Source organism: Atlanticothrix silvestris CENA357, from assembly GCF_016056295.1.
Lineage (GTDB): Bacteria > Cyanobacteriota > Cyanobacteriia > Cyanobacteriales > Nostocaceae > Atlanticothrix > Atlanticothrix silvestris.
Genome location: NZ_JAECZB010000072.1, coordinates 18,140 through 40,930 on the forward strand (window position 1 = coordinate 18,140; position 22,791 = coordinate 40,930).

The 22,791-nt window shown below is 40.7% G+C and carries 24 protein-coding genes and 1 pseudogene; 17 read left to right on the forward strand and 8 right to left on the reverse strand.

From position 1 onward, the window contains the following. Nucleotides 1-55 precede the first annotated feature (55 nt). Nucleotides 56-1,084, reverse strand: a complete 1,029-nt coding sequence (hpnA, locus tag I8751_RS18875) for a hopanoid-associated sugar epimerase (RefSeq protein WP_214440659.1) — start codon at nt 1,082-1,084, stop codon at nt 56-58. A 135-nt stretch (nt 1,085-1,219) separates the two neighbouring features. Here hpnA and I8751_RS18880 point away from each other — a divergent pair, with 135 nt between their 5' ends. Beyond that, nucleotides 1,220-1,366 (forward strand): hypothetical protein, encoded by a 147-nt coding sequence (locus tag I8751_RS18880; protein ID WP_214440682.1) that lies wholly within the window; start codon nt 1,220-1,222, stop codon nt 1,364-1,366. On the opposite strand, the gene I8751_RS18885 is transcribed toward I8751_RS18880, so the two are convergent. Together I8751_RS18885 and I8751_RS18890 are read right to left on the reverse strand one after the other, a co-directional pair. After that, complete coding sequence (locus tag I8751_RS18885; protein WP_214440660.1) at nt 1,358-1,741, reverse strand: type II toxin-antitoxin system VapC family toxin; 384 nt, start codon at nt 1,739-1,741, stop codon at nt 1,358-1,360. The genes I8751_RS18880 and I8751_RS18885 overlap by 9 nt on opposite strands. Then, nucleotides 1,738-1,935 (reverse strand): hypothetical protein, encoded by a 198-nt coding sequence (locus I8751_RS18890; RefSeq protein WP_214440661.1) that lies wholly within the window; start codon nt 1,933-1,935, stop codon nt 1,738-1,740. Before I8751_RS18890 ends, I8751_RS18885 begins: the two co-directional genes overlap by 4 nt. Nucleotides 1,936-2,025: 90 nt before the next feature. On the opposite strand from I8751_RS18890, the gene I8751_RS30480 reads away from it, so the two are divergent. Beyond that, nucleotides 2,026-2,148 (forward strand): hypothetical protein, encoded by a 123-nt coding sequence (locus I8751_RS30480; protein ID WP_404800441.1) that lies wholly within the window; start codon nt 2,026-2,028, stop codon nt 2,146-2,148. A gap of 406 nt (nt 2,149-2,554) precedes the next feature. Continuing rightward, nucleotides 2,555-2,917: a hypothetical protein gene (locus tag I8751_RS18895; protein WP_214440662.1), complete on the forward strand. Its 363-nt coding sequence runs from the start codon at nt 2,555-2,557 to the stop codon at nt 2,915-2,917. Between the two features lie 119 nt (nt 2,918-3,036). Here I8751_RS18895 and I8751_RS18900 read toward each other — a convergent pair whose 3' ends face one another. Then, the gene (locus tag I8751_RS18900; RefSeq protein ID WP_214440663.1) at nt 3,037-5,703 is read right to left on the reverse strand and encodes an efflux RND transporter permease subunit; all 2,667 of its coding nucleotides are present in this window, start codon (nt 5,701-5,703) and stop codon (nt 3,037-3,039) included. Nucleotides 5,704-6,002: 299 nt separating this feature from the next. On the opposite strand from I8751_RS18900, the gene I8751_RS18905 reads away from it, so the two are divergent. From I8751_RS18905 to I8751_RS18915, 3 genes are all read left to right on the forward strand, one after another. After that, nucleotides 6,003-6,839 (forward strand): dienelactone hydrolase family protein, encoded by an 837-nt coding sequence (locus I8751_RS18905; RefSeq protein ID WP_214440664.1) that lies wholly within the window; start codon nt 6,003-6,005, stop codon nt 6,837-6,839. A 101-nt stretch (nt 6,840-6,940) separates the two neighbouring features. Then, nucleotides 6,941-7,639 carry a 5'-methylthioadenosine/S-adenosylhomocysteine nucleosidase family protein gene (locus I8751_RS18910; RefSeq protein WP_214440681.1) on the forward strand — a complete coding sequence of 233 codons (699 nt, stop codon included), beginning with the start codon at nt 6,941-6,943 and terminating at the stop codon, nt 7,637-7,639. A 38-nt stretch (nt 7,640-7,677) separates the two neighbouring features. Beyond that, entirely contained in the window at nt 7,678-8,358 is a 681-nt protein-coding gene (locus I8751_RS18915) for a Uma2 family endonuclease (RefSeq protein WP_214440665.1), read from the forward strand. 61 nt (nt 8,359-8,419) lie between these two features. Here the strand turns inward: I8751_RS18915 and I8751_RS18920 are convergent. Continuing rightward, nucleotides 8,420-8,983: pseudogene (locus I8751_RS18920) on the reverse strand (Uma2 family endonuclease). 198 nt (nt 8,984-9,181) lie between these two features. On the opposite strand from I8751_RS18920, the gene I8751_RS18925 reads away from it, so the two are divergent. After that, nucleotides 9,182-9,442: a hypothetical protein gene (locus tag I8751_RS18925; RefSeq protein WP_214440666.1), complete on the forward strand. Its 261-nt coding sequence runs from the start codon at nt 9,182-9,184 to the stop codon at nt 9,440-9,442. 113 nt (nt 9,443-9,555) lie between these two features. Continuing rightward, nucleotides 9,556-10,188: a class I SAM-dependent methyltransferase gene (locus I8751_RS18930; protein WP_225894250.1), complete on the forward strand. Its 633-nt coding sequence runs from the start codon at nt 9,556-9,558 to the stop codon at nt 10,186-10,188. A gap of 475 nt (nt 10,189-10,663) precedes the next feature. Here the strand turns inward: I8751_RS18930 and dnaA are convergent, their stop codons facing one another. Further along, entirely contained in the window at nt 10,664-12,052 is a 1,389-nt protein-coding gene (dnaA, locus tag I8751_RS18935) for a chromosomal replication initiator protein DnaA (RefSeq protein ID WP_214440668.1), read from the reverse strand. Between the two features lie 142 nt (nt 12,053-12,194). Between dnaA and I8751_RS18940 the strand changes: the two genes are divergently transcribed. The 6 genes from I8751_RS18940 (at nt 12,195) to dhaK (ending at nt 17,792) form a co-directional block, all read left to right on the forward strand. Further along, entirely contained in the window at nt 12,195-13,466 is a 1,272-nt protein-coding gene (locus tag I8751_RS18940) for an HhoA/HhoB/HtrA family serine endopeptidase (protein WP_214440669.1), read from the forward strand. 103 nt (nt 13,467-13,569) lie between these two features. Continuing rightward, nucleotides 13,570-14,103 carry a peptide deformylase gene (gene def, locus I8751_RS18945; protein ID WP_214440670.1) on the forward strand — a complete coding sequence of 178 codons (534 nt, stop codon included), beginning with the start codon at nt 13,570-13,572 and terminating at the stop codon, nt 14,101-14,103. Between the two features lie 93 nt (nt 14,104-14,196). Then, on the forward strand, nt 14,197-15,324 hold the full coding sequence (locus I8751_RS18950) for an HMA2 domain-containing protein (protein WP_214440671.1): 1,128 nt from the start codon (nt 14,197-14,199) through the stop codon (nt 15,322-15,324). A 190-nt stretch (nt 15,325-15,514) separates the two neighbouring features. Further along, nucleotides 15,515-15,823: a DUF5132 domain-containing protein gene (locus I8751_RS18955; protein WP_214440672.1), complete on the forward strand. Its 309-nt coding sequence runs from the start codon at nt 15,515-15,517 to the stop codon at nt 15,821-15,823. 202 nt (nt 15,824-16,025) lie between these two features. After that, nucleotides 16,026-16,610, forward strand: coding sequence for an HMA2 domain-containing protein (locus I8751_RS18960; RefSeq protein WP_214440673.1), 585 nt, complete (start codon nt 16,026-16,028; stop codon nt 16,608-16,610). Nucleotides 16,611-16,724: 114 nt separating this feature from the next. Further along, nucleotides 16,725-17,792, forward strand: coding sequence for a dihydroxyacetone kinase subunit DhaK (gene dhaK, locus I8751_RS18965; RefSeq protein ID WP_214440674.1), 1,068 nt, complete (start codon nt 16,725-16,727; stop codon nt 17,790-17,792). 228 nt (nt 17,793-18,020) lie between these two features. Here dhaK and I8751_RS18970 read toward each other — a convergent pair whose 3' ends face one another. Next, nucleotides 18,021-18,734, reverse strand: coding sequence for a rubrerythrin family protein (locus tag I8751_RS18970; protein WP_214440675.1), 714 nt, complete (start codon nt 18,732-18,734; stop codon nt 18,021-18,023). Nucleotides 18,735-19,155: 421 nt separating this feature from the next. Here I8751_RS18970 and I8751_RS18975 point away from each other — a divergent pair, with 421 nt between their 5' ends. Beyond that, a complete protein-coding gene (locus I8751_RS18975) occupies nt 19,156-19,536 on the forward strand; it encodes a hypothetical protein (RefSeq protein WP_214440676.1) in 381 nt (126 codons plus the stop codon). 171 nt (nt 19,537-19,707) lie between these two features. Here the strand turns inward: I8751_RS18975 and I8751_RS18980 are convergent, their stop codons facing one another. Further along, a complete protein-coding gene (locus tag I8751_RS18980; RefSeq protein WP_214440677.1) occupies nt 19,708-20,262 on the reverse strand; it encodes a Uma2 family endonuclease in 555 nt (184 codons plus the stop codon). Between the two features lie 251 nt (nt 20,263-20,513). Here I8751_RS18980 and I8751_RS18985 point away from each other — a divergent pair, with 251 nt between their 5' ends. Both I8751_RS18985 and I8751_RS18990 read left to right on the forward strand, forming a co-directional pair. Then, nucleotides 20,514-22,019, forward strand: a complete 1,506-nt coding sequence (locus tag I8751_RS18985) for a bifunctional metallophosphatase/5'-nucleotidase (protein WP_214440678.1) — start codon at nt 20,514-20,516, stop codon at nt 22,017-22,019. Nucleotides 22,020-22,376: 357 nt separating this feature from the next. Then, nucleotides 22,377-22,791: transposase (locus I8751_RS18990; RefSeq protein WP_214440679.1), on the forward strand; the 415-nt coding region annotated here is incomplete at its 3' end.

Below are 22,791 nucleotides of genomic sequence, written 5' to 3' on the forward strand. Positions count from 1 at the left end.
AAAACACCACGTTTTCAACCCCAAGATTATCTGTGGGGTCTTTGATTTTTAATTTTTAATTTTTAATTTTTAATTCCCCAGAGGGGTTGACATAACCCTGAGTAACAAACCAATCCACAGCATCCTTGAGCGCTGCTTGCACCGGAGACTGGGGTAAACCCAACTCTCGTACTGCCTTTGAGGCATCGTAATACATAGGTTGTTTCGCCATCCGCACACCATCTAAAGGTACTGAGGGTATTTTTCCTAGTGGTGCGAGAATTTTTTCATCAATCCATGCCACACTGAGGGGCAACCAAGCAGGTACAGTCCGTTGGGGTGCTGGAAGCCCTGTAATCTCAGCAAGTTGCTCTAGTAATTGCTTCAAGGTGAGGTTTTGATGACCTAAAATATAGCGATCGCCTGATTTACCTCGTTGCAAAGCTAGTAAATGTCCCCAAGCTACATCTCGCACATCAATAAAATTTAAACCAGTATCTAAGTATACTGGCATTTGTCGCCGCAAAAACCGCAGGATAATATCACCTGTGGGAGTAGGTTTGATATCTAACGATCCAATAGGGCTACTGGGATTGACTACAACTATTTCTTGACCTTGAGCAGCGGCTTTTATGGCTTCTTGTTCTGCGAGAAACTTAGATTTTTTGTAATTACCCACCAATTTTTCTAAAGGGCTTTGATGAGTTTCATCTACGACTTTACCAGATGATCCCACCCCAATCGCCGCCACCGAACTAGTGTAAACAGTGCGTTCAATCCCTGCTTTTTGGGCTGCTGCTAGTACATTGCGCGTACCTAAAACATTGTGCTGGTAAAGTAATTCTTGGTCTGTTTGCCACAGGGAGTAATGGGCTGCTACATGAAATAGGTATTGGCAACCTACCATCTGTCGCCAGAGATTTGGGTCATTTAAGTTACCTTTGACAACTTCCACCTCTAAACCACGGAGATTTTCTAAGTTGCTGCTAGGGCGTACCAGCGCTTTCACTGTGTATTTCTGCTGCAATAACAACCGTACCAAGTGAGCGCCAACAAAACCCGTACCCCCTGTAACAAAAACCTTTTGAGATTTTGGATTTAGCAATTTGGAATTTCCTGTTTTAAATTCGAGATTGGGGACTGGGAAGTACTGATGACAATTTAAGCCTGTATGCTTTCTGTGATAGTCTAAACATTAAAAATAACTATTTTCACTGCTATAAATTATTAAAGATTAACTATGGAACCTATTTCTATAATTATTGCTGCTTTAGGCGCTGGTGCGATCGCTGCTGCTAAAGATACCGCAGGAACAGCCGTGAAAGATGCCTATCAGGGGTTGAAAACCTTGATTAAGAAGAACTGCACTCAATTTTCCTTAATCTGAAAACGGATTCTCAACTTTGAGTGCAAAAATTCCTTTAAAATCCCTGACATTTCTTGTAACCAAAAATGCATCTTGATTTAGTGCAGTTGCCGCAATAATTGCATCGGGGAGCTTAATTTTGTGCCGTCGTTTTAACTCGATTGTCTGGTCTTCAATTTCTTGCGATAATGAAACCGAGCTAAACTGCGAAAGTAAATCTTCGATAGCCTGCTCCTCACCCTCTGATAAGCCGGAAAAACTCAGTAATTCAATACGGACAATCGGCGACATTAAAATGTCATGTAAATTCAAAAAGTCTTCTGCAAACAATGAATCAACTATTGGCTCACCAGCAAGATAGTAGATGAAAATATTTGTATCGTAAATATATTTCATTCATCCCACTCTTGGCGAAGAGTGTCTAAGTGAGTGAGTATTGCTTCTTTTTTATCCTTTAAAATACCTTTGGCTTTAGTGATTTTTTCATAATCCCTTTTCCAATGTAACAGGATTGACTCTGGCACATCTACCGTAATTGAATCTTCATCCTGAGACACAAGATAATGTCTTGGTATTTTGATTAGTGGCACAGTTTATCTCTCCCAAATATCCATAATTATAAAAGCACAAAAACCCTACGGCTCACCTCTGGATGGTAGTGGAACTTAAAGGGGGAACTGCTGCAAGAATTTAAGGGGCATCAGGAAGGTGTCAATAGTGTGAGTTTCAGCCCCTATGGAAAAACCATTGCTACTGAGCAGGGAAAAAAGGGTTTTAGCCTTTGCGCTTTGGAGAAAGATTAAAGGCGATACTCTTTCAGAGTCAGCGCAAATCTAAACTCTCAAATCATCAGTGTTAAACCCTTACCATTAACAACTGTGGTAAAAAACTTCATATACTGACAAATTTCTCTGTTTCGTCTTCCTTGAAGAAACTTCCGTCTTCCTTGAAGAAACTTCCGTCTTCCTTGAAGAAACTTCCGTCTTCCCTGAAGCTACTTCCGTTTTCCTTGAAGTTATTTCCGCCTTCCCTAAAGTTACTTTCGCCTTCCCGTTTAAGTGTTTTGCGTAGTCTGTAGCAGCTTTTGCCTTGACGTTAAGTAGTTAATCTTGAGATTTTTTCATAAAAATCAACAATTTTACGTATGACAACGCCTTAAACAATTGTCCACTATAGAGTTAGGGTCAATTTGGAAGTGGAGTATTAATTATGGCAAGGCAAAAACGCAATTCACGTATGCTTGATAAAGCTGAGATACGTCTAGCAAGCATTAAATCTATTAGTCCAACTCTAGATTTAGGAGAGGGATTGACGGTTCAAGATTATACCAAGAAAATCGAAAGCCTCAGAACATCTCTGGAGGCATACAATACTACCCTTTCTACTATTGATGTTTTATTAACTCAGATTGTCGAATATGAACAAGATTTAGGAGATTATTCTGAGAATATTTTACGTGGTATTGCTTATAAATTTGGTAATAATAGCCATGAGTATCAAATGGCTGGAGGTACACGGAAGCGCGACCGCAAGCGTACTGTGCGTCAAAGTATGGTTTTGACTAATACCTAAAGCTAAAGCGGACGCAAAATTTCTGACTTACATCCCCAACTGCTTAAAAAAGTCGGGGATGTAAGGGAACTTACGCCGTAGCTTGTTGTAGACATACGCGCAGCGTTCAGCAGGAAAATCTAAAATCTCCTCTGGGGAAACCAATCATCTAAAATGGCGTAAACCACAGGCACGACAATCAAACTGAGAATAGTTGAAGTTACCAATCCACCAGCGATCGCAATTGCCATAGGCGATCGTAATTCCGAACCAGCACCAAAGCCTAAAGCCAGTGGTAACATCCCTAAAATGGTGGAAGCAGTGGTCATCATAATTGGTCTTAGACGTACTGGCCCAGCTTGGAGAATCGCTTCTTTTTTACTTAAACCAGTTTTGCGGAGTTGGTTAATGTAATCTACCAGTAAAATGGCATTTTTGTTGGCTAATCCTAATAAAAATACAAAGCCGATCAACGAAATCATGCCGAAGTCGCTTTTAGTGAAGAGTAATGCCAGCATCGCCCCTACAACTGCCAAAGGTAGAGAGACACCAATTACCACCGGGTCTACCCAACTTCTAAACAATAAAATCAGTACCAAGATAATACATAGTGCCGATAAAATCAGGGTAGTGCCGAAACTGCTAAACACTTCACCTTGGCGGGCAGAATCTCCTCCCAAATCAAGGGAGACGTTCGGAGGTAACACCGCCTTAGCTTCAGCTACGACTTGATCTGTAGCATCGCCCAAAGACAAATCTTTGCCGAGGTTAGCGCTGACATAAGCTACCCGTTGATTGTCGAGACGCTCAATCTGAAAAACCGCACCCTGTTGATTTGCTTCACCAGTGACTGTGACATCAGCGAATCCTGGTTTTTTCTCAATTCTCTCTTTAATAGCCTTAGCAGCTTTATTGAGAGCTTGCAGATCATTGCCCCTTAAAGAGATCTGGAGTGGTTTTTGACCGCCAGTATCTACAAATTGAATATCTTCGACACTGGTAGTTACCCCAGGTAAAACAGGCAAAGTCGAGCGAAACTGGTCTTGTAGTTCCGCAGTTTGGATATTGCGGTCATCCTTGAGCTTCACATATAGCGTGCCTTTATTTGGCTCACCCTCACGAGAACCAACAGTAGTAAATACCGTTTCCACTGCTGGGGATTTTCTGACTACTGCTTCTAGTTTTTTAGCAACTTCCAAAGAATCATTTAGGGGATTGGGAATTGGAGATTGAGGACTAACATTTCCCCTCAGCCCCTCTGCTCCTCTGCTCCTCAGCCCCTCTAAACCCGCAGGGATACTCGGCAAAGGAGCCGTATAAGTAATGTTGAATTCACCCCGATCTAATTTAGGAATAAATCCTTTGGGAATCAGGGGAACTATTGCCATACCTGCAATAAAGCTAAGTATGGCTAATCCAATCACTATTTTGCGGTGATTTAAAGACCAGTGCAGTAAATTTCGGTAAATTTGGGTAAAAGCAGCCCATTTAGTTCCTTCTCGCCTCACAGAACTGGATGCGGCAGGTTTCAACCAGTAAATAGCCAACACTGGGGATAAAGTCCGAGCAACCAGCGTTGAAGCAATCATCGCTGCTGAAACCGTAATCCCGAATGGCTTGAAGAATTGCCCAACGACTCCACCCATCAAACCAATGGGTAAAAAAACTGCTACAGCAGTAGCAGTGGTGGCGACGACTGTTAAACCAATTTCAGCTGTAGCTGAAAAAGCAGCTTGACGAGGACTTTCCCCATCTTCGATGTGTCGCATGATGTTTTCTACATCAATGATTGCATCGTCAATTACACTGCCAATTACCAAGGCTAAAGCTAGTAACGTAATCGTTTCTAGATTAAAGCCAAAAATTGCCATGACGATAAACGTTGCCAACAAAGACGTAGGAATCGCCAAAGCAGAGATCAGAGTGGCTCGCCAGTTCCATAAAAAAGGAAAAATTACCACAATCGACAATACAACGGCTTCCATCAGCGCATCTATTGTTGACTGAGTGGCTTGGCGGATATATTCTGCCTGAGTAGCAGCCAAGGTGAGTTTGACATCTTTGAGGTTAGTACGTAACTTTTGGACTTCTTTTTCTACTTGACTCACCACTTCTAAAGTGTTGGCGCTACCGCGTTTAATTACCTGAAATGCCAAAGCTTCTTGACCATTAAAGCGCACTAATGTCGCCCCTCCTACAGGAAGAGCAGTTGCGCTTGTATTCGATGGTTTTAAAGTAGGATCACCAAGTAGTGAGACTTTGAGAACTCCTGGCAGTTTAGCGATCGCTGGCACAATTTGGTTTTTCGCCAATTGACTCAGTGCTGTTAGACTCTGTTTGGGACTCTCAATGGCATAGCTAATGGCGGCTGACTCGTTCAAATTCAGGGGAATAATTTTGTAATTCGCTCCCTCAGGTAAAGTCAACCGTTTCAGCGCAGTTTCAACACTGCGAGTCGATGTTTCTAAATTCGTGCCAACAGCAAAAGATAAACTAACGGCAGCTTGACCAGGATAAGTGGAGGAACGGATATTTTCTAATCCTTCCAAAGAGCGGAGGTTTTCTTCAAGAGGTTGGGTGAGCTTGGCCTCTGTATCCAGAGCATTGGTTAGGGATGCTGTAGCATTCACCACCACCACTGGAAATGTAATATCTGGAAACAAAGCATATTTGAGGGAACTGAAAGCTAAAATTCCAGCTACCGTTACAGCAATCCAAAAACTTACCGTCAACCACGAAAAGTCAATTGCCAACTTGGAAATATTGAAACGTTCTCGTGCGGATTTTGAGCTACTAAGCTTTACCATATTGGAAAATCATAAAAAACTCGTGGGAGTTTGGAAACCTAGTGGTTTTAATCAGCAATATTGATTAATTGTCCTCTTAAAAAAGCATATAGGATATGTAGCCTTAATTATTTAGATATGGGACATTGGGCATTGGGCACTTGTACTGAGCGGCTTGCCTTGAGCGAAGTCGAAAGGAGTCGAAGTATTGGGCATGGGGCATGAACAGAGAGATTTCGTTTGATTCCTATGTGTCTGAGCATACAAGAAACTTGCAGTTCATTTAAGATAAGAACTGGATAGCTAGAAGTATAAAAACAATGAAAGAAATAACACGCCGCCAATTTATCGCCACCGCCACTTTGGCGACGGGTTTTGCTCTAGCAGTGCAACCCATTTCTGCCCAAGTTATTACTACTGATACCAAGGGATTGGTAGCTGGTGCAGTGAAAATTCCTGTCAAAGATGGGGAAATCCCAGCATACAGAGCGATGCCTGCTAAGGGTGAAAATTTCCCGACTATCCTAGTAATCCAGGAAATCTTTGGTGTACACGAACACTTGCAGGATATTTGTCGTCGTTTTGCTAAATTGGGGTACTTGGCGATCGCCCCAGAAATGTTTGTGCGTCAGGGTGATGTCTCGAAGTTAAGTAATATAGATGAAATTCGCCCCATAGTAGCTAAAGTTCCAGATGCCCAAGTCATGTCTGATCTCGATGCCACAGTAAACTGGGCTGTGAAGTCATCAAAGGGTAATGCCAATAAATTAGGGATTACGGGTTTCTGCTGGGGTGGTCGTATTACTTGGTTGTATGCGGCACATAATCCTCAAGTTAATGCTGGTGTGGCATGGTATGGCCGATTGGTGGGCGATGAGACTGAACTAACACCCAAGCATCCTGTAGATATTGCAGCTAATTTAAAAGTTCCTGTTCTTGGACTTTACGGTGGTAAAGATACGGGCATTCCTCTCGATATAGTAGAGCAAATGCGTGAGGCTCTTAAGTCTAGCAGCAGCGAATCTAAAATCATTGTCTATCCTGATGCACCCCATGCCTTTTTTGCCGATTATCGCCCTTCCTACCGCGAGCAAGCAGCTAAGGATGGTTGGCAACGCTTAAAAGCATGGTTTAATCAGCATAGCTTGTCAACATAATTCGTAATTGCAATCAATGGGGGTTTGTGCCCTCTTTAATTACGAATTACGTTAGCGCAGCGTTAGCGACGCAGGAGCGTCATTACGAATTATTTAGTTTAATGTTTCATTTCCCCAGCCTTAACACAATTTTGGTACCGCAGGGAGCCGAATACAAAGCTGTGTGTCGCGGCTTAAGCCGAGTTTCTGGTACTACTCCAACTGTGATGCCGATACCAGTTGGCATCAAGCCTTTAACTCAATATCTGCAACAATTACCAGTGGATAAAAACTCCTGGAACCGACCACAATCAAGAGTGCTGGTTATGGGTATATGTGGCAGCTTAAGCCAGCGTTATAGAGTCGGTGACATTGTGCTGTACCAGGATTGTGTTTATCAAGGGAAACTACAAGAGTGCGATCGCAGTTTTACCGCACAGATGCAATCTGCTTTACTAGAAAAAGTATCTTTGGTCAAATCATTAACAAGCGATCGCGTAGTTTGGTCTGCTGCCCAAAAATACCATCTCGGTGAAACATTAAAGGTTGATGTTGTTGACATGGAAGGATTTGCTGCTTTAGAGTTTTTCAAAAATACTGGGGTAGCAGTGGCAATGTTGCGAGTAGTTAGTGACGACTGTCACCATGATATTCCTGACCTGACAGCAGCAATCAACTCTGATGGTTCCCTTAATCCTTTACCCTTAGCAATTGGCTTACTTAAACAACCCCTTGCTGCTATTAGATTAATTAGAGGTTCTTTAAAAGGACTCAAAGTATTAGAAGAAGTAACAACATCGCTATGGGTAAATAAGTCATAGGTCTTTTATCATAGGTATGTGCGCCAGAGGATAAAGTAATGGCTACAACTCCTAAAAAAATGATTTCGATTTTACCTCTAGAAAATGGCGATCGCTTATCTAGGTGCGAGTTTGAGCGTCGCTATCAGGCAATGCCGCATTTAAGAAAAGCTGAACTGGTTGAAGGAGTTGTGTATATCATGGCATCGCCATTGAGAATTAAAAGTCATGGCGAACCACATGGAAACCTGATCGGGTGGTTGTGGAATTATAAAACGGCAACGCCTAGTGTTGTTCTAGGGATTGAACCCACAGTGCGTTTAGATCCAGATAATGAACCCCAGCCTGATGCAGTATTATTCATTCCGGGTAGACAGGCGTTGATTAGTGAAGATGATTATATCGAAGGCGCACCTGAACTGGTGATAGAAGTAGCAGCAAGCAGTGCAGCAATCGATTTACATGACAAGAAACGCACTTATCGACGGAATGGAGTGCAGGAATATATTGTCTGGCGAACATTAGATAATCAGTTGGATTGGTTTAGGCTGCAAGCGGATGAATATGTTTCACTATCAACAGATGAACAAGGAATAATTCGCTCTCAGGTGTTTCCGGGGTTATGGTTGGCAGTAACCGCTTTACTGTTAGGAGAAATGGCAACGGTGTTATCTGTGTTACAGGCAGGTTTAGCTACCACTGAACATCAAGAATTTATGCAAAAGTTGAATGGAGAATAAGTTCAAGTGATCGCGCTGTATTATCAGTGTAGTCTTTTTTAGGACAATGCAGTAATAGTAGTTATATTTGCAACTCCAATCCAGGTAATACATCTTCGCCCGAAACAATCGCTGGCATTTGAATAACTTCTACAGTTTTTCCCAGTCGGTAAATTTCTACTTGCTGATCTTGAGGATTAATTAGCCAACCCAAACGCAGCCCATTTTGGATGTATTCGTTCATTTTCGCTTGGATAGATGCAAGGCGATCTGTCTGGGAACATAATTCAATCACAAAATCGGGTACAAGTGGCGGAAATTTTTGTCACTGTTCTGGTGTTAAAGCTTCCCAGCGTTCCAACTTTACACAAGCCGCATCAGGGGAACGTTTTGCACCGTTTGGAAATATGAAGATAGTTGAAGAACTAAAAACTTTGCCTAATTTAGCTTGACGATTCCAAATTTCCAAGTCGGTTATCAGTTCAGCTTCTTGATTTCCGCTTTCTCCTCCTACTGGTGGCACAATTATTAATTCTCCCGTTGCATTCATTTCTAGGTTTAAATCGCTATTGGCAATACATAATTGATAAAATTGCTCATCAGTCAAATGAGCGATCGGTTCTAGATTAAGCACAACAGTATTCATTGAACCTTTCCTCGTGCCTTTTTTGCTAATACTCAGTTACCTTTAGTTAAAAGTTTAGCAGGGGTAAATTAACGTGATTACCTTCTATTCAAAAGCATAGGCATTTGATCTAAAGTTAAATTAATATCAGATCATTTATTAATTTAGACAACTCAGACATTTTTCACAGTACAAATTACTTTACATAGGTGGTAAAACATGGGTCGCATCAATCCCTACACGCTACAAATGCAAATTACCCGAATGTTTGAACAAGGGCAATCATTCTTTGCTACTACTAAAGTGCAGGACTGGTTAAAGGAACGCAATCACGATCCCTTGGATTATGACATTATTTTCCATCAAAAACCTGCTCCCCCTGGTTCAAAAGAAGTGATGGTAGTAGAAATTGAATTGCATCGCAAAGATGGACAGCCTGTAGATCCTTGGTTACAAGAACAAGCAAACCTTCATGCTTAATTAATCCCTCTAAAATCACCCAGTTAGATGAACCGACTGGCTGATGTGTAGTCTGCGCGTCAATTTGTAATCTGAGATTAACAAACAAGACTAAAACATTAGGGATGCAGACAATGGCAGTAAATCAAGCTTGCGGCAATTGTGGTAAACGTCTGTTTGCCTGGATGATGGCTCAAGGTAGCAGTACATACGAACAGGCGGTAAGCGATCGCAAGCGCGCACTTTTTGCCAATCTCCACGGTAAAGTATTAGAAATTGGCTCAGGAACTGGCCCCAACCTACCCTATTACCCAAAAGATATCGACTGGATAGGAATTGAGCCAAACCTATATATGCATTCCTATCTACGACAAGAAGCTGAAAAGTTGGGTTTAAACATCGACCTCCGCGTGGGAACTGCGGAATGGATAGATGCTGAAGATAACAGCATAGATGCTGTGGTTAGTACATTAGTGTTATGTTCCGTACCCAAGTTAGAGGATACACTACAGGCAATTTTAAGAGTTCTCAAACCGGGTGGACGCTTCTTATTTATTGAACATGTTGCCTCACCTCGTGGTACTTTATTGCGAAAAGTTCAAACTACAGTTCGCCCAATTTGGCAGTTTCTGGGTGATGGCTGTCATCCCGATCGAGAAACTTGGTTAGCTTTGGAAAAAGCAGGATTTGCCAGCGTGAATTATGAGCATTTTGATGCACCATTCCCGATTGTTAGTCCTCATATTATTGGGGTTGCCACAAAGTAAAGTTTCTTGATCCCTCAATTACTTATGTTCATTTTGTGGTTGAAACAGGAATGTTTATAATTAGTAACTGAGGTTGATTCCTAGCAACAAGTATAGAGTTGTGGAAACTGTGGAAAACGTCTTAAAAATCTATTGAAATGATGGTTTGGTGGATTAATATCTGTGGAAAACTTGTGGAAAACTTCCCTAGTTTTTCCACAGGGTAATTATACTTAATATAAGTTTTCCCCAAAATATTATTATTTTTCCACAGAGAAAGTTAAACTTAATCAGTTTTTATACTTTACTTAATACACTCAATTAATTACTCCGTCAGCAAGGTGCATGACAATACTGCTCGGTTAAACATTTTTAACTTTAAATTAGATTTTGGGAAAAGGTTAAAGCTTTTTATTCCCCTTTTCCCTTCACCTTTGCCCCTTCACCCCAAGGTATTGAGGGACATGATACTATTCTTAGTTGAGGAAAATGAAACTTATTTTCCCGATGATTTTTGAGAACGGGTAGTCATGTTGATACGATCGCTCAGTTGACGTAGAGTTTGTACTAAAGCGCGATCGCTTTCTCGGAGTTGGTTGATTTTGTCATAACTATAGATCACCGTTGTATGGTCTTTACCACCAAACTCTTCACCAATTCTCGGCAAACTCAAATCCGTATGTTGACGCATGAGATACATCCCTATTTGACGCGCCCAACTAATTTCTCGTCGCCGCGAGTTGCTCTTGAGATCTTCAATCGAAATACCAAAAGCATCAGCAATAACCGTTAAAATTGCTTCGGGGGTAGCCTCTACTTTCTCGCTGGGTGTCTCTAAAACTGGCGCGAGATTTTCCACAGTCATAGATAAACCCCAAATGGAAATATAAGCTACCGCCCGAATTAAAGCTCCTTCTAGTTCCCGAATATTAGAAGTATAGTTAGCAGCAATATATTCAATGACATCTCTGGAAAGGTGAATATTTTCGTATTCAGCCTTTTTCTGGAGAATGGCCATCCTGGTTTCTAAGTCTGGAGTTTGCACATCAGCAATTAAACCCATAGAAAAACGAGAACACAGACGTTCTTGCAGCCGAGGAATTTGATTAGGAGGGCGATCGGACGCAATCACAACTTGCTTGCCAGCTTCATGTAAAGTATTAAAAGTATGAAAAAACTCTTCTTGGGTATATTCTTTACCTTCAAGAAACTGAATGTCATCTACTAACAACACATCAGCAGCCCGATAATGCTCTCGAAAAACTTGCATACTATCATTGCGGATTGCTGTAATTAAGTCGTTAGTAAACTGTTCGGTAGACACATAAAATATTTTGGAATCTGGGCAAATTTCGCAGCGATAATGACCAATAGCTTGCATGAGGTGAGTTTTACCCAAGCCGACACCACCACATAAAAATAAGGGATTAAACTCCCTACCTGGAGATTCAGCAACAGCCAAGGATGCTGCATGAGCCATACGATTGTTAGCACCAACTACAAAGCGAGAAAATACATATTTAGAGTTTAATTCCGTAGTTGCCTGTCCTTTTTTCGGAACAGTTTCAGCAGCAATGCTTTGGTTTGGTAAGTACCCTGTAACTTTTTGTTCATCCAGATTCGAGACCCCATCACCCTGAGCAACAGTAATATAAATTTCTACAGGTTCACCCAGAATATCTTGTACCACATTGGCAATAGTGTTGATGTAATATTTTTGTAACCAATTACGAGCAAAAGGGTTAGGAGTGATAATTACCAAGCAGTTGTTTTCCAAGCGCTCCGCACTAGCAGTTTTAATCCAAGTTTCAAAGGTGGGACGGGATAGTTCTACCTGTAGACGCTCTAGTACCTGATTCCATAGACTTTCAATGGGAATTTCCATTATTTACCACCTTTGCTGCTAATCGTCACAATAGAAGATATAAGCAAGCACAAATTTATCATTCATCAGCCCTAGACCTGGGACATATTAGGTAGGTAATATATCCTACCACCCACTGACTAGCACGGAGAAGCAAAGACACATGAAGACAACAGAGCATAACTTGGAAGGCCAAGGAAATGATACCTGGGGCTTGACCCACAGGAGAGGATCAACCAATATTATGTTAATGCTATTGGGTGGGGTAGCAGCGTTGTCCCTAGGGAGCTGCTCTCTTTTACCTGCCAGAATCTTTGAAAAGCAAACCAATGATCCTTTGTCTCAGGTTCCAGGGGAACAGACAAATAATACCAATCCGATAATTGCTCCCCCGCCAATTATTTCATCGTCCGGAGATCCTAACTTTGTGGTTGGAGTAGTACAAAAGATCGGAGGTGCAGTAGTTCGCATTGATTCTTCCAGAACAATCACTTCTCGCGTACCAGATGAATTTAACGATCCATTTTTCCGGCGATTTTTTGGCAATGCAGTACCATCAGAGCCTAGACAGCGGGTTGAACGAGGTAGCGGCTCTGGATTTATTATTGATTCTTCAGGTCGAATTTTAACTAATTCTCATGTAGTGGATGGTGCTGATACTGTAACCGTTACCTTGAAGGATGGTAGAACTTTTAACGGTAAAGTACTGGGTGAAGATCCGGTAACAGATGTAGCTGCGATTAAAATTGATGCTAATAATTTGCCAACTTTAGCTTTGGGTAATTCCGATGTTTTACAGCCAGGAGAAGCTGTAATCGCCATTGGTAATCCTTTAGGGTTAAACAATACCGTTACCTCTGGAATTATCAGTGCTACAGGCCGTTCTAGTAATGACATTGGTGCTAGCGATAAGCGCGTTGACTATTTGCAAACTGATGCAGCGATTAACCCAGGTAACTCTGGCGGGCCATTGCTGAATGCTCGCGGTCAGGTAATTGGGATGAACACAGCCATTATTAGAGGCGCTCAGGGTTTGGGATTTGCTATTCCCATCAACACAGTGCAAAGAATTGCTCAGGAATTAATCACTAAAGGCAGGGTTGATCATCCTTATTTGGGCATTCAGATGGTGACATTAACGCCAGAAATTAAAGAAAAAATTAATGCAGGAGGCGATCGCCTAAACTTAGCAGTAGACAAAGGTGTTCTGTTAATTGATATTGTTCCTCGCTCCCCAGCATCGGTTGCTGGACTACGATCAGGCGATGTCATTCAAAGCATTAACAACCAACCTGTAACCAAAATTGAAGAAGTTCAAAAACTAGTAGAAAGTAGCAAAATCGGTAGTCCCCTCCAAATCCAAGTAGATCGTAATGGGCAAGCTGCTCAAATTGTAGTTACCCCCGCACCTTTACCAATACAACGTGAAGGGTGATTAGGAGGCAGGGAGCAGGGGGCAGGGGGGAAAGACAATTAGTGGTTGCTCTGTCCCTCTAACAATTACGAATTACGAATTACGAATTATTAGGAGTTTTTTCATGACGGTAATAAGTCCAATCATTCAATTAGGTGATCCTCAATTGCGGCAAAAAGCTGCTTGGGTTGACAATATTCAAGATGAAAGTATTCAACAATTAATCGATGAATTAATCGCTACAGTTGCTAAAGCTAATGGCGTAGGCATTGCTGCACCTCAAGTAGCACAACCTTATCGTTTATTTATTGTGGCATCTCATCCTAACCCCAGGTATCCCAACGCCCCAGAAATGGAACCTACTGCCATGATCAATCCTAGGATAGTTACTCATTCGCCTGAGGTTATAAAAGGCTGGGAAGGTTGTTTAAGTGTCCCTGGTATTAGAGGACTGGTTCCCCGGTATCAAGCAATTGAAGTTGAATACAGCGATCGCAATGGTAAATTACAAACACAAGAATTAACTGATTTTGTCGCACGCATCTTTCAACACGAATATGATCATCTTGACGGTATCGTATTTGTAGATCGCCTAGAAACTACTCTCGACATGATCACTGAGCAAGAATACCAAAATCGAGTAGTTAACAATGCTTAATGCAGAATAACTCTTAAGTATGAGGAAGAATACTGAAACTTAAGCTATATTTAACCTATTGTTAACTTTGCTTTTGGTGCAACTATCGGTTAAATGACAAAAGCTATTAGTAGTTGTGAATTAAGTCCGCAGTCAACAATTCCTCCTGACTTAATCTCATCGCAGTGTCAAAACCCTGATGAAAAAGTAAATAAAAGCACTAATGAATCAGTTGCACAGTCAAAAGTGCCAGCATTGACTGAGGAACTGCAAATTGTCCATGCAACCAATGGGCGCATCCGTATTCGCACTACTGACGCTAGTTTGAACTCAAAACTAGAAATTATATCCAAACATTTACGGCGGGGAAAAGGGGTAAAAGAAGCTTCTGTCAATCAGCAAACAGGGAGTTTGGTAGTTACCTTTGATGAAAATCTCATATCATTGCCGCAGATGTTGGAGATTCTACACAAATTGGATATTCAACAATCTCAAACTCCGCTTCAGTCAGTGGACAATATAGATCCCTTTGCGGCGTGGAAATCCTTTGATTTTTGGAAAGAGCAAACCGTTTCTTTGATCCCGTTGATGACAGGGTTGGCGGTGACAACTGGATTGAAAATCAATGGCTTTGTAGCGATTCCAGTCTACATGATTACATCAAGTGCTACTCGTCGGGTGATTGATTATCTAGAACCACAAGTTTCCGCATCAGAAAGCAGCAAAAGTTCACATACTAATTCTGTAACCAAATCGTCTCAGTCTTCTTCTTCAACAAGCGATGATCGCCTATCAGAAATTCCCCAACCTGCAAAAGTAGACTACAAAGTAGCCCATGCAATTCCTGGGAGGATGAGGTTTCATATCCCTCAACTCGCCCAAGATCGCGCTTATGCAGAGCGATTGGAAAGGTTAATCAAAACAGATCCCCAAGTCAACAGCGTGCGGATAAACTATGATGCAGCATCGATCGCGATCGCTTATCAACCTCGTGAGGTGAGTGTAACTCATTGGGTAAATTTGATAGAATTAGCCCTAGAGAAGAACCCACCAACACCTCTTGTTAAGACGGTAGATCAGCAGTTGCCTGTAGAATCGGTGAGTCAGCCTGCACAAGCTATAGACACAACAACAACGTCTGAGCCTGAAAATCAAGCTATAGATTTATCGAGTGTATGGGCTGATATGAAATCTCCAGGGTTGTCTTTTTCTCTAGACTATATGGCGAACTTGTGTTTTTGACTTGCATGGTTGATTAGAGGCGAGCGATCGCCAAGCTCAGCAACTAATTCAGCAAAATACTGTTTGCGTCCAATTATTAAACATTCACCTTATAAGACTCTACCATCAGCAAGATGATATCTCTATTGCAGGTGAATTACGGTAGATAGCTTTCCAACAATTTTGTAATTTTAATAGAGGTAAATTAACTATGGCACCTAAAATTACCGATTTTGTAGAAGACGCTGGCGCTCCTGGAATTATCGCCGGCATTGGAGCAGTACTATTAGCACCCGTTATCATTCCCGTTATGGCAGGAATTGGTAAACCAATAGCCAAGTCACTAATCAAAGGTGGAATTGTTGCTTACGAAAAAAGCAAGGGAGCTTTTGCAGAACTGGGCGAAACCTGGGAAGACATTCTAGCCGAAGCGAAAGCCGAACTTGCAGAAGATAAGGAAACACCAGCATTTGAAGCTGCTGGCAACCCTGCTGATAGCACCACAGGTAATGGCGTATAAATTTGAAACCCAATTTTTATGGGTGAGTTAGATAAAGTCTGCGGACTTAGTTTGTAAGACAGTGACTACAATTCGCCAAAATAAGATAGTCCTGTTAGTCAGAGATGGGTATATTGCCCATCTCTTGATTATTTATAATTATTCAAATCTTATTTATTGCCACTAGAGATATAATTCGTAATTCGTAATTGAGGATGACAATGTGTTAACAAATAGTCATATTAATCTTACTAAAATATCCAAAAATATGGAACAAAGAGCCTCAAACAAGGCATCCAAATCTATATCTACAAAAATTGTTAGTGATACCCCAGGAAGGTTGCGGTTAAGAATTACTAGATGCCATCGTCAACCGCAGGAAATGCAACGTATTGTTAATAGTTTAAAAGCACAACCAAATATTAGCCAAGTACGAACTAATATCAGCCACGGTAGTATTGTCATTAACCATGATGGTAAAGATGAAAGTTTAAAAAATGTGGTTGCCACCCTCATAGATTTAGGAATTATCTTCACAGATATTACTGAAGAAGAATCTGAGGCAGCAAAAGGAATTACAAATGCAATTATTAATCTCAATAAACGAGTTGAACGAGTCACAAATGGTGAAATTGATTTGCGCGTTCTTTTCCCTTTAGGATTAAGTATGCTTGCTATTAGACAACTATTAGTTAAGGGTTTGCAATTTGAAGCTATTCCCTGGTATGTATTGGCATGGTATGCCTTTGATAGTTTTATGAAACTGAATGGTACAAGCCAGAAAGAGTTAGACGAGCAAATAGGCTGAAATATTTTCCCAATTAGTTTGATCCTAGTTGAAAAAATGCAAATATCTGGTGTTAAAACCAGACATATAGTCGTTTATCCTGGGTTTTAGCACCTTCTCAACCAGATATAGACTATGAAGAAGCTGATTAACAAGCCAGAAGACTTTGTGCGAGAGAGTCTAGAAGGTATGGCGGCGGCTCATTCAGATTTGATTAAAGTCAACTATGACCCTAACTTTGTCTATCGAGCCGATGCACCTATACAAGGTAAAGTAGCAATTATTTCTGGTGGTGGCAGTGGACACGATCCGATGCACGCTGGTTTCGTGGGCAAAGGAATGTTAGATGCTGCTTGTCCTGGAGAGGTGTTCACTTCACCTACTCCTGACCAAATGTTGGCAGCAGCCAAACAGGTAGATGGTGGTGCGGGTATTATTTATATCGTCAAAAATTATAGCGGCGATGTCATGAACTTTGAGATGGCGACGGAAATAGCTCGTAGTGAGGGTATCCGAGTGCTAAATATCTTAATTGATGATGATGTGGCTGTACAAGATAGTCTTTATACTCAAGGTCGCCGGGGTGTGGGAACGACCGTATTGGCAGAAAAAATTTGTGGGGCGGCAGCTGAGCAGGGATATGATTTAAAACGAATAGCAGATTTGTGCCGTCGGGTAAATCTGAATGGGCGGAGTATGGGAATTGCCCTAACATCTTGCACAGTACCAGCAAAAGGATCACCGACATTTGCATTAAGCGATCGCGAAATAGAAATAGGTATTGGGATTCATGGTGAGCCAGGTAGAGAGCGTATTTCTTTAGAATCAGTTGATCAGATAACTGAAAGATTAGCACGATCAATAATTGATGATGTACCTTATCGTCGTGTAGTCAGAGAATGGGACGAAGATCAAGGAGAGTGGGTTGATGTGGAACTGATAAATCAATCCTTGCAAACAGGCGATCGCTTGCTAGCTTTCGTTAATAGTATGGGAGGTACTCCTGTTTCTGAACTATATCTTGTTTATCGCAAATTAGCTGAAATTTGTGAACAACAAGGACTGCAAATTGTACGAAACTTGATTGGTTCTTATATCACTTCTTTGGAAATGCAAGGTTGCTCGATTACATTGCTGAAGTTGGATGATGAAATGATTCAGTTATGGGATACACCCGTAAAAACGGCAAGTTTACGTTGGTAATAATAAATTTATGAGTTGGTCAGATCTTCCTAATCTCTGGATACCCTTGGCGTTGTTAGGTTTAATTGTGCTGGCTGCGGTATTTTTCACTCGTAATAGTTAAATAGATTACACCTCTTTGGCCAGTTGTTAGTAGTCAGTAGTCAGTTGTCAGTTGTTTCTTTACCACTGACCACTGACTACTGACAAAACTCTATCCCCCTGTGGGTGGAATTTTGAATAAAAATTTTAAGCAGCAGCTTTCTCTTCAAATGGTTGAAAAGTTTTTTTGCTAGCACCACAAATTGGGCATTTCCAGTCATCAGGAATTTCTTCAAAAGGTGTCCCAGGAGCAATTCCCGAATCAGGATCACCAGTTACAGGATCGTAAATCATGCTGCATTGTCTGCAAATCCACTTACGAGTTTGAGGATCATCGCCTGCAACTCTGGTTGCTGCTTGTCCTCCATTTAATACTTCTAAAGCTTCAGCATAGCGATCTGCGTGATAATTTTCGATGAATTTTAATAAGCCAAAACGATGTGCAGCTTCTCGAAATGTATTGGCATGATCGGTAGATTCTTTAGCTTGTTTGAGAAATTCTTCTACAGCCGGATTATCGCGATCGCGTTTAGCAGCCTCGGCAAAATCAGGATACATTGTAGTGTATTCATAGGTTTCGCCTTCAATTGCTAAAGACAAGCAGCGAGAAATAATTTCTCGTTTCTGTTCATCAGTTAAAGCATTTGGATCTTCTACAACGAGTTCTGGATGTAGCAAAACAAAATGTGCAAAAGCATGTTCAGTTTCTTGTTCTGCTGTTTCTTTGAACAGTTTCGCTAAGTCTTTAAAACCAAGTTTACGCGCCACTTCAGCAAAAAATAGATATTTTCGATTGGCCATCGATTCACCACCAAAGGCAGCTTCTAAGTTTTGGAGGGTTGTAAAGTTTGATAAATCCATAATTTTGGGATGCAGTAATGTACTATTTTACGGAGACCAATAGACTTAAAATCGGGGTAAATAAGTAGATAAATAAATATGCTAGAAACGTTTAATATCCACGAACTACCCGTTTTATTCATTGCTCCAGGACAATTATAAAACTGAAAAGTTTTGTAGCTGGTAAATTATATTTTTCATTTATATAGCAGTCCATTTTGATTTCTGAACTTACTTTGCTTAGTAGGCAATGAAAAAAAGAATTTTCGAGTTCGATCTCCCTAAAAATCCAATAATAGTCCTATATCTGAGAAAATGCTGAGTTAAAAATTAATATTCTCAAGGAATAAATTCAGATACTTTATAGCTTGGCTTCAGATGAGCTTCAGTAACAGATGAGATGCTTTATTGAGTCGGTCAACTGAAACAACAGGAGTAACAAATGAAACTTAGCTCATCGCTGCTTGCAAGTGCTGCCTTAGCTGGTATATTGACAGTTGGGAATATTCCACTTCAGGTTGTAAACCCTTCATTGGTTCAAGCATCAGCCGCAGAAAAGAAAGATGCTACAGGCTTAAGTACGCAACAAAAAATTGACATGCTGATCAAGAATAAGGGTCAGTTTGGTAGCGGTGATCAATTACGTCGTTTCTTTTTTGGTGATCTTGAACCGATCGCAGTTCAACCTGGTGGTGCAGGTATGGTAGTTAACCTTTACAATAAAGCCAATGATTTAACGATCTCCTACTGTGCAACTTATGATGTAGTTGTAGCAGTGAAAAAGGGCAAGATAACTAAATTTGCCCCTGGCGAAGTCAAATAAAAGTATTTCACAAACAAATCTTCATTCAACATGACAGGTAGGTAAGAACGATCGCTCTTACCTACCTTATATTATTTTGTCGCTGCAAATTGTGGTATAAAATATCGATAAACTAATGCTGAGTATTTAACAGGCTCAAAGGTAAGAAAATAAATTTTACAAACAAGCAACTTATTTTACTTTCAACCAACTAAATATATCTACGGGTGAAATTTGCCAATCTGCTAACACACCCAGAACAGGTAATTTATCATCATCATATTTCACCTCTGGCAATTGGTTAGGTTTAAATATCATTACAGATTTATCCTCAGGGTCGATTAACCAACCTAACGTGGTTCCTTGGTTAACACAAAAAATAATTTTATTAATGACGCGATTAGGAAACTGGTCAGGTGACAGAATTTCAATTATCCAATCTGGACATATTTCAAATCTGTTGGCAATTTCTCCATGTTCATCGACAGGAAGGCGTGACCAATCAAATACAGCAATATCTGGAACCAAAGAACTTTCATCAAATGTACAGCGTAACTCGATTAGCGCTAATGCTTTACGTTCAAATTCACTGAGAGTATTAATAGCAGATGATAACTCAGTTCGGATTCTGCTATGCTTTCCTTGAGGCATTGGCTTTTGGTATATTTTGCCATCAATATACTCACTAGCTGGTTTAGTTTCTGGTGATTTAAAAAACTCTGCTAAAGAAGATGGAGATGAAGTCATAAATAACTTGGAGAAAAGGGGCTAGGAACTAGGGATTAGGGGCTACAGTTGTGTATTCTATCCTTAAGAAAATTGCTATATTTCTTCATTCACGATATATAAATGGTCATCCGGGAGTAGTAGGGGGTGGAAAATAGTAAATCCCATACTGGTTGGTTAAGAATATTGGTTTAAAGTAATTTTTGGACTAGCTTTGACAAACAGTAACGCTTAAAATCGATTCCGTAGATTACAGTTATTCAAAGCTAAATATGAAACTTATCCAAAAAGGATTCAGCGTAGTTTTACAGGTACTAGCGACAGTCACTTTAGCTACTCCTGCATTTGCAGAAATCGTTGATATCAATCTGCTACAACTCAACGACATTTACGAAATTACTCCTGTAGAAGGGGGAACTCGTGGTGGTTTGGCGCGTGTCGCTACCCTACGACAACAACTTTATAAAGAAAACCCTCGCACCTACACTGTGTTAGCTGGAGATGCTTTTAGTCCTTCGGCTTTAGGAACTGCCAAAATTAACGGTATACCCTTAGCAGGTCAGCAAATGGTAGCTGTGATGAATACTTTAGGGTTTGACTATGCGACTTTTGGCAACCATGAATTTGACCTACCGGAAAACTTTTTTTATCAAAGATTGAAAGAATCTCGCTTTCGCTGGGTTTCTAGTAATGTATCAAATAGTAAAGGGCAGCCTTTTTCTGGAGTTCCCCGATCGCTAGTATTGAATGTCAAAGGCGATCGCGGTGCTACAGTTAGAGTTGGGTTAATTGGTGTAACTCTTAATAGTAATCAGCCCCAGTACGTTAGTTACACCGACCCGATTGCCACAGCTAAACAGCAGGTGCAGGTACTCAAGGGTAAAGCGGACATTATCGTTGCTATTACCCATCTTTCCATTGAAAGCGATCGCCAACTAGCGGAAACTGTACCAGAAATTGACATCATTATTGGTGGTCACGAACATGAAAATATGCAGCAATGGCGGGGTCGAGATTTTACACCGATATTTAAAGCAGATGCCAATGCTCGGACAGTATACGTTCATAAATTGAGTTACGATACAATCAAGCGCAGCCTTGAGATTAACTCCCGTCTCGTACCGATTACCGACGAAATACCCGACGAACCTAAAACAGCTAAAGTGATCAAACAATGGTTAGCACGAGGTTATCAAGCATTTCGCGCCAATGGTTTCGAGCCAGAACAAGAAATTGCCAAAGTTACAGATGCTCTAGATGGTTTAGAATCTAGCGTCCGCAACAAATCTACTAAGTTAACAGAGTTAATTACTCAAGCGATGTTGAAAGAAGTGCAAGATGCTGATTTAGCATTATTTAACGGCGGTTCAATTCGGATTGATGATGTAATTCCTCCAGGCCCAATTACTCAGTACGATGTCATTCGGATATTGCCTTTTGGAGGCAAAATAGTAGCGGTAGAAATAAATGGGGCGTTGTTGAAAAGAGTATTGGAGCAAGGACAAGCCAATAAAGGTTCTGGCGGATATCTGCAAACAGCCAAAATTACTCAAAAATTAGATTCAGATAATTGGTTAATTAATGGTAAAGTTCTTGATCCCAAACAAACTTACAAAGTCGCCATTAATGACTTCTTACTCAGTGGTAAAGAACAAGGGTTAGATTTCTTAAATCTTCAACAACCAGGGATTAAGCTGATTACAGAAAAACGAGATATCCGTTTTGCTGTGATTGACCAATTAAAGATCCAAGCAGCGGCTAATCAAATTTTAAAATAAATTGGTAAAAGAAAAGCGATCGCCTGTCTTAGGGAGCATCCCACTTTTTCAATAAATACCCTAGAAGGGTATTGCTACACGAACAAAGCCTGCGTTCGCGTAGCGTTCCGAAAGGAAAGGTAGGCTTCGTATTTGTAGCCCCAGGCTTATAGCCTGTGGGCATTTTAAAAACTGGGATGCACCCCCTGTCTTATACCATTTCACAAAAAATCTGATACAGATGTAAACCCTGAAAACTTTGCTGCATCTAAGTTCTTTAATTGCGAATTGCGAATTGGTATTATCCCTCTTCTATCACTCTCCAAAGAGTAAAATATTTGAAAGGATGCTAGCAGACGTTGAAGGCTGCTTGGAGTAATGGATGTACCACTCGAAGTGCTGCAACATAAAGCAAGACCAGCAATTGAAACAGTAACGTTGATTGATGAATACTGTAAGTTGTACCAAGATTTATTTCCAGAAGTAAGAAGTTTCGAGTATTTTAAATATTTACATTTGGGAATGATTTCGGAAATAAAAAGGAAAACATTGCCAGCAATTGCTCGTGCCGTAGGATTAGAAGATGCTCAAGGGCTACATCATTTTTTATGGAAGTCGCCTTGGGAGGTAAAAAACCTAAAAAATAGAAGATTGAAAATTTTAAATAAAGCCCTAAATGGTGCATCATTCCTTGTGTGTATAGATGAAACAGGGGATAAAAAGAAAGGTACAACAACGGACTATGTAGATAGACAATATATAGGCAATCTAGGAAAGATAGAGAATGGGATAG

Coding starts and splice junctions, on each gene's coding strand:
- I8751_RS18915 (WP_214440665.1), top strand. CDS start 7,678: ATGGCTACAACTCCTAAAAAAATGATTTCGATTTTACCTCTAGAAAAT.
- dnaA (WP_214440668.1), bottom strand. CDS start 12,052: ATGGAAATTCCCATTGAAAGTCTATGGAATCAGGTACTAGAGCGTCTA.
- I8751_RS18975 (WP_214440676.1), top strand. CDS start 19,156: ATGAAACTTAGCTCATCGCTGCTTGCAAGTGCTGCCTTAGCTGGTATA.
- I8751_RS18880 (WP_214440682.1), top strand. CDS start 1,220: ATGGAACCTATTTCTATAATTATTGCTGCTTTAGGCGCTGGTGCGATC.
- I8751_RS18955 (WP_214440672.1), top strand. CDS start 15,515: ATGGCACCTAAAATTACCGATTTTGTAGAAGACGCTGGCGCTCCTGGA.
- I8751_RS18985 (WP_214440678.1), top strand. CDS start 20,514: ATGAAACTTATCCAAAAAGGATTCAGCGTAGTTTTACAGGTACTAGCG.
- dhaK (WP_214440674.1), top strand. CDS start 16,725: ATGAAGAAGCTGATTAACAAGCCAGAAGACTTTGTGCGAGAGAGTCTA.
- I8751_RS18900 (WP_214440663.1), bottom strand. CDS start 5,703: ATGGTAAAGCTTAGTAGCTCAAAATCCGCACGAGAACGTTTCAATATT.
- I8751_RS18940 (WP_214440669.1), top strand. CDS start 12,195: ATGAAGACAACAGAGCATAACTTGGAAGGCCAAGGAAATGATACCTGG.
- I8751_RS18950 (WP_214440671.1), top strand. CDS start 14,197: ATGACAAAAGCTATTAGTAGTTGTGAATTAAGTCCGCAGTCAACAATT.
- def (WP_214440670.1), top strand. CDS start 13,570: ATGACGGTAATAAGTCCAATCATTCAATTAGGTGATCCTCAATTGCGG.
- I8751_RS18910 (WP_214440681.1), top strand. CDS start 6,941: ATGTTTCATTTCCCCAGCCTTAACACAATTTTGGTACCGCAGGGAGCC.
- I8751_RS18905 (WP_214440664.1), top strand. CDS start 6,003: ATGAAAGAAATAACACGCCGCCAATTTATCGCCACCGCCACTTTGGCG.
- I8751_RS18885 (WP_214440660.1), bottom strand. CDS start 1,741: ATGAAATATATTTACGATACAAATATTTTCATCTACTATCTTGCTGGT.
- I8751_RS18980 (WP_214440677.1), bottom strand. CDS start 20,262: ATGACTTCATCTCCATCTTCTTTAGCAGAGTTTTTTAAATCACCAGAA.
- I8751_RS18895 (WP_214440662.1), top strand. CDS start 2,555: ATGGCAAGGCAAAAACGCAATTCACGTATGCTTGATAAAGCTGAGATA.
- I8751_RS18930 (WP_225894250.1), top strand. CDS start 9,556: ATGGCAGTAAATCAAGCTTGCGGCAATTGTGGTAAACGTCTGTTTGCC.
- I8751_RS18925 (WP_214440666.1), top strand. CDS start 9,182: ATGGGTCGCATCAATCCCTACACGCTACAAATGCAAATTACCCGAATG.
- I8751_RS18970 (WP_214440675.1), bottom strand. CDS start 18,734: ATGGATTTATCAAACTTTACAACCCTCCAAAACTTAGAAGCTGCCTTT.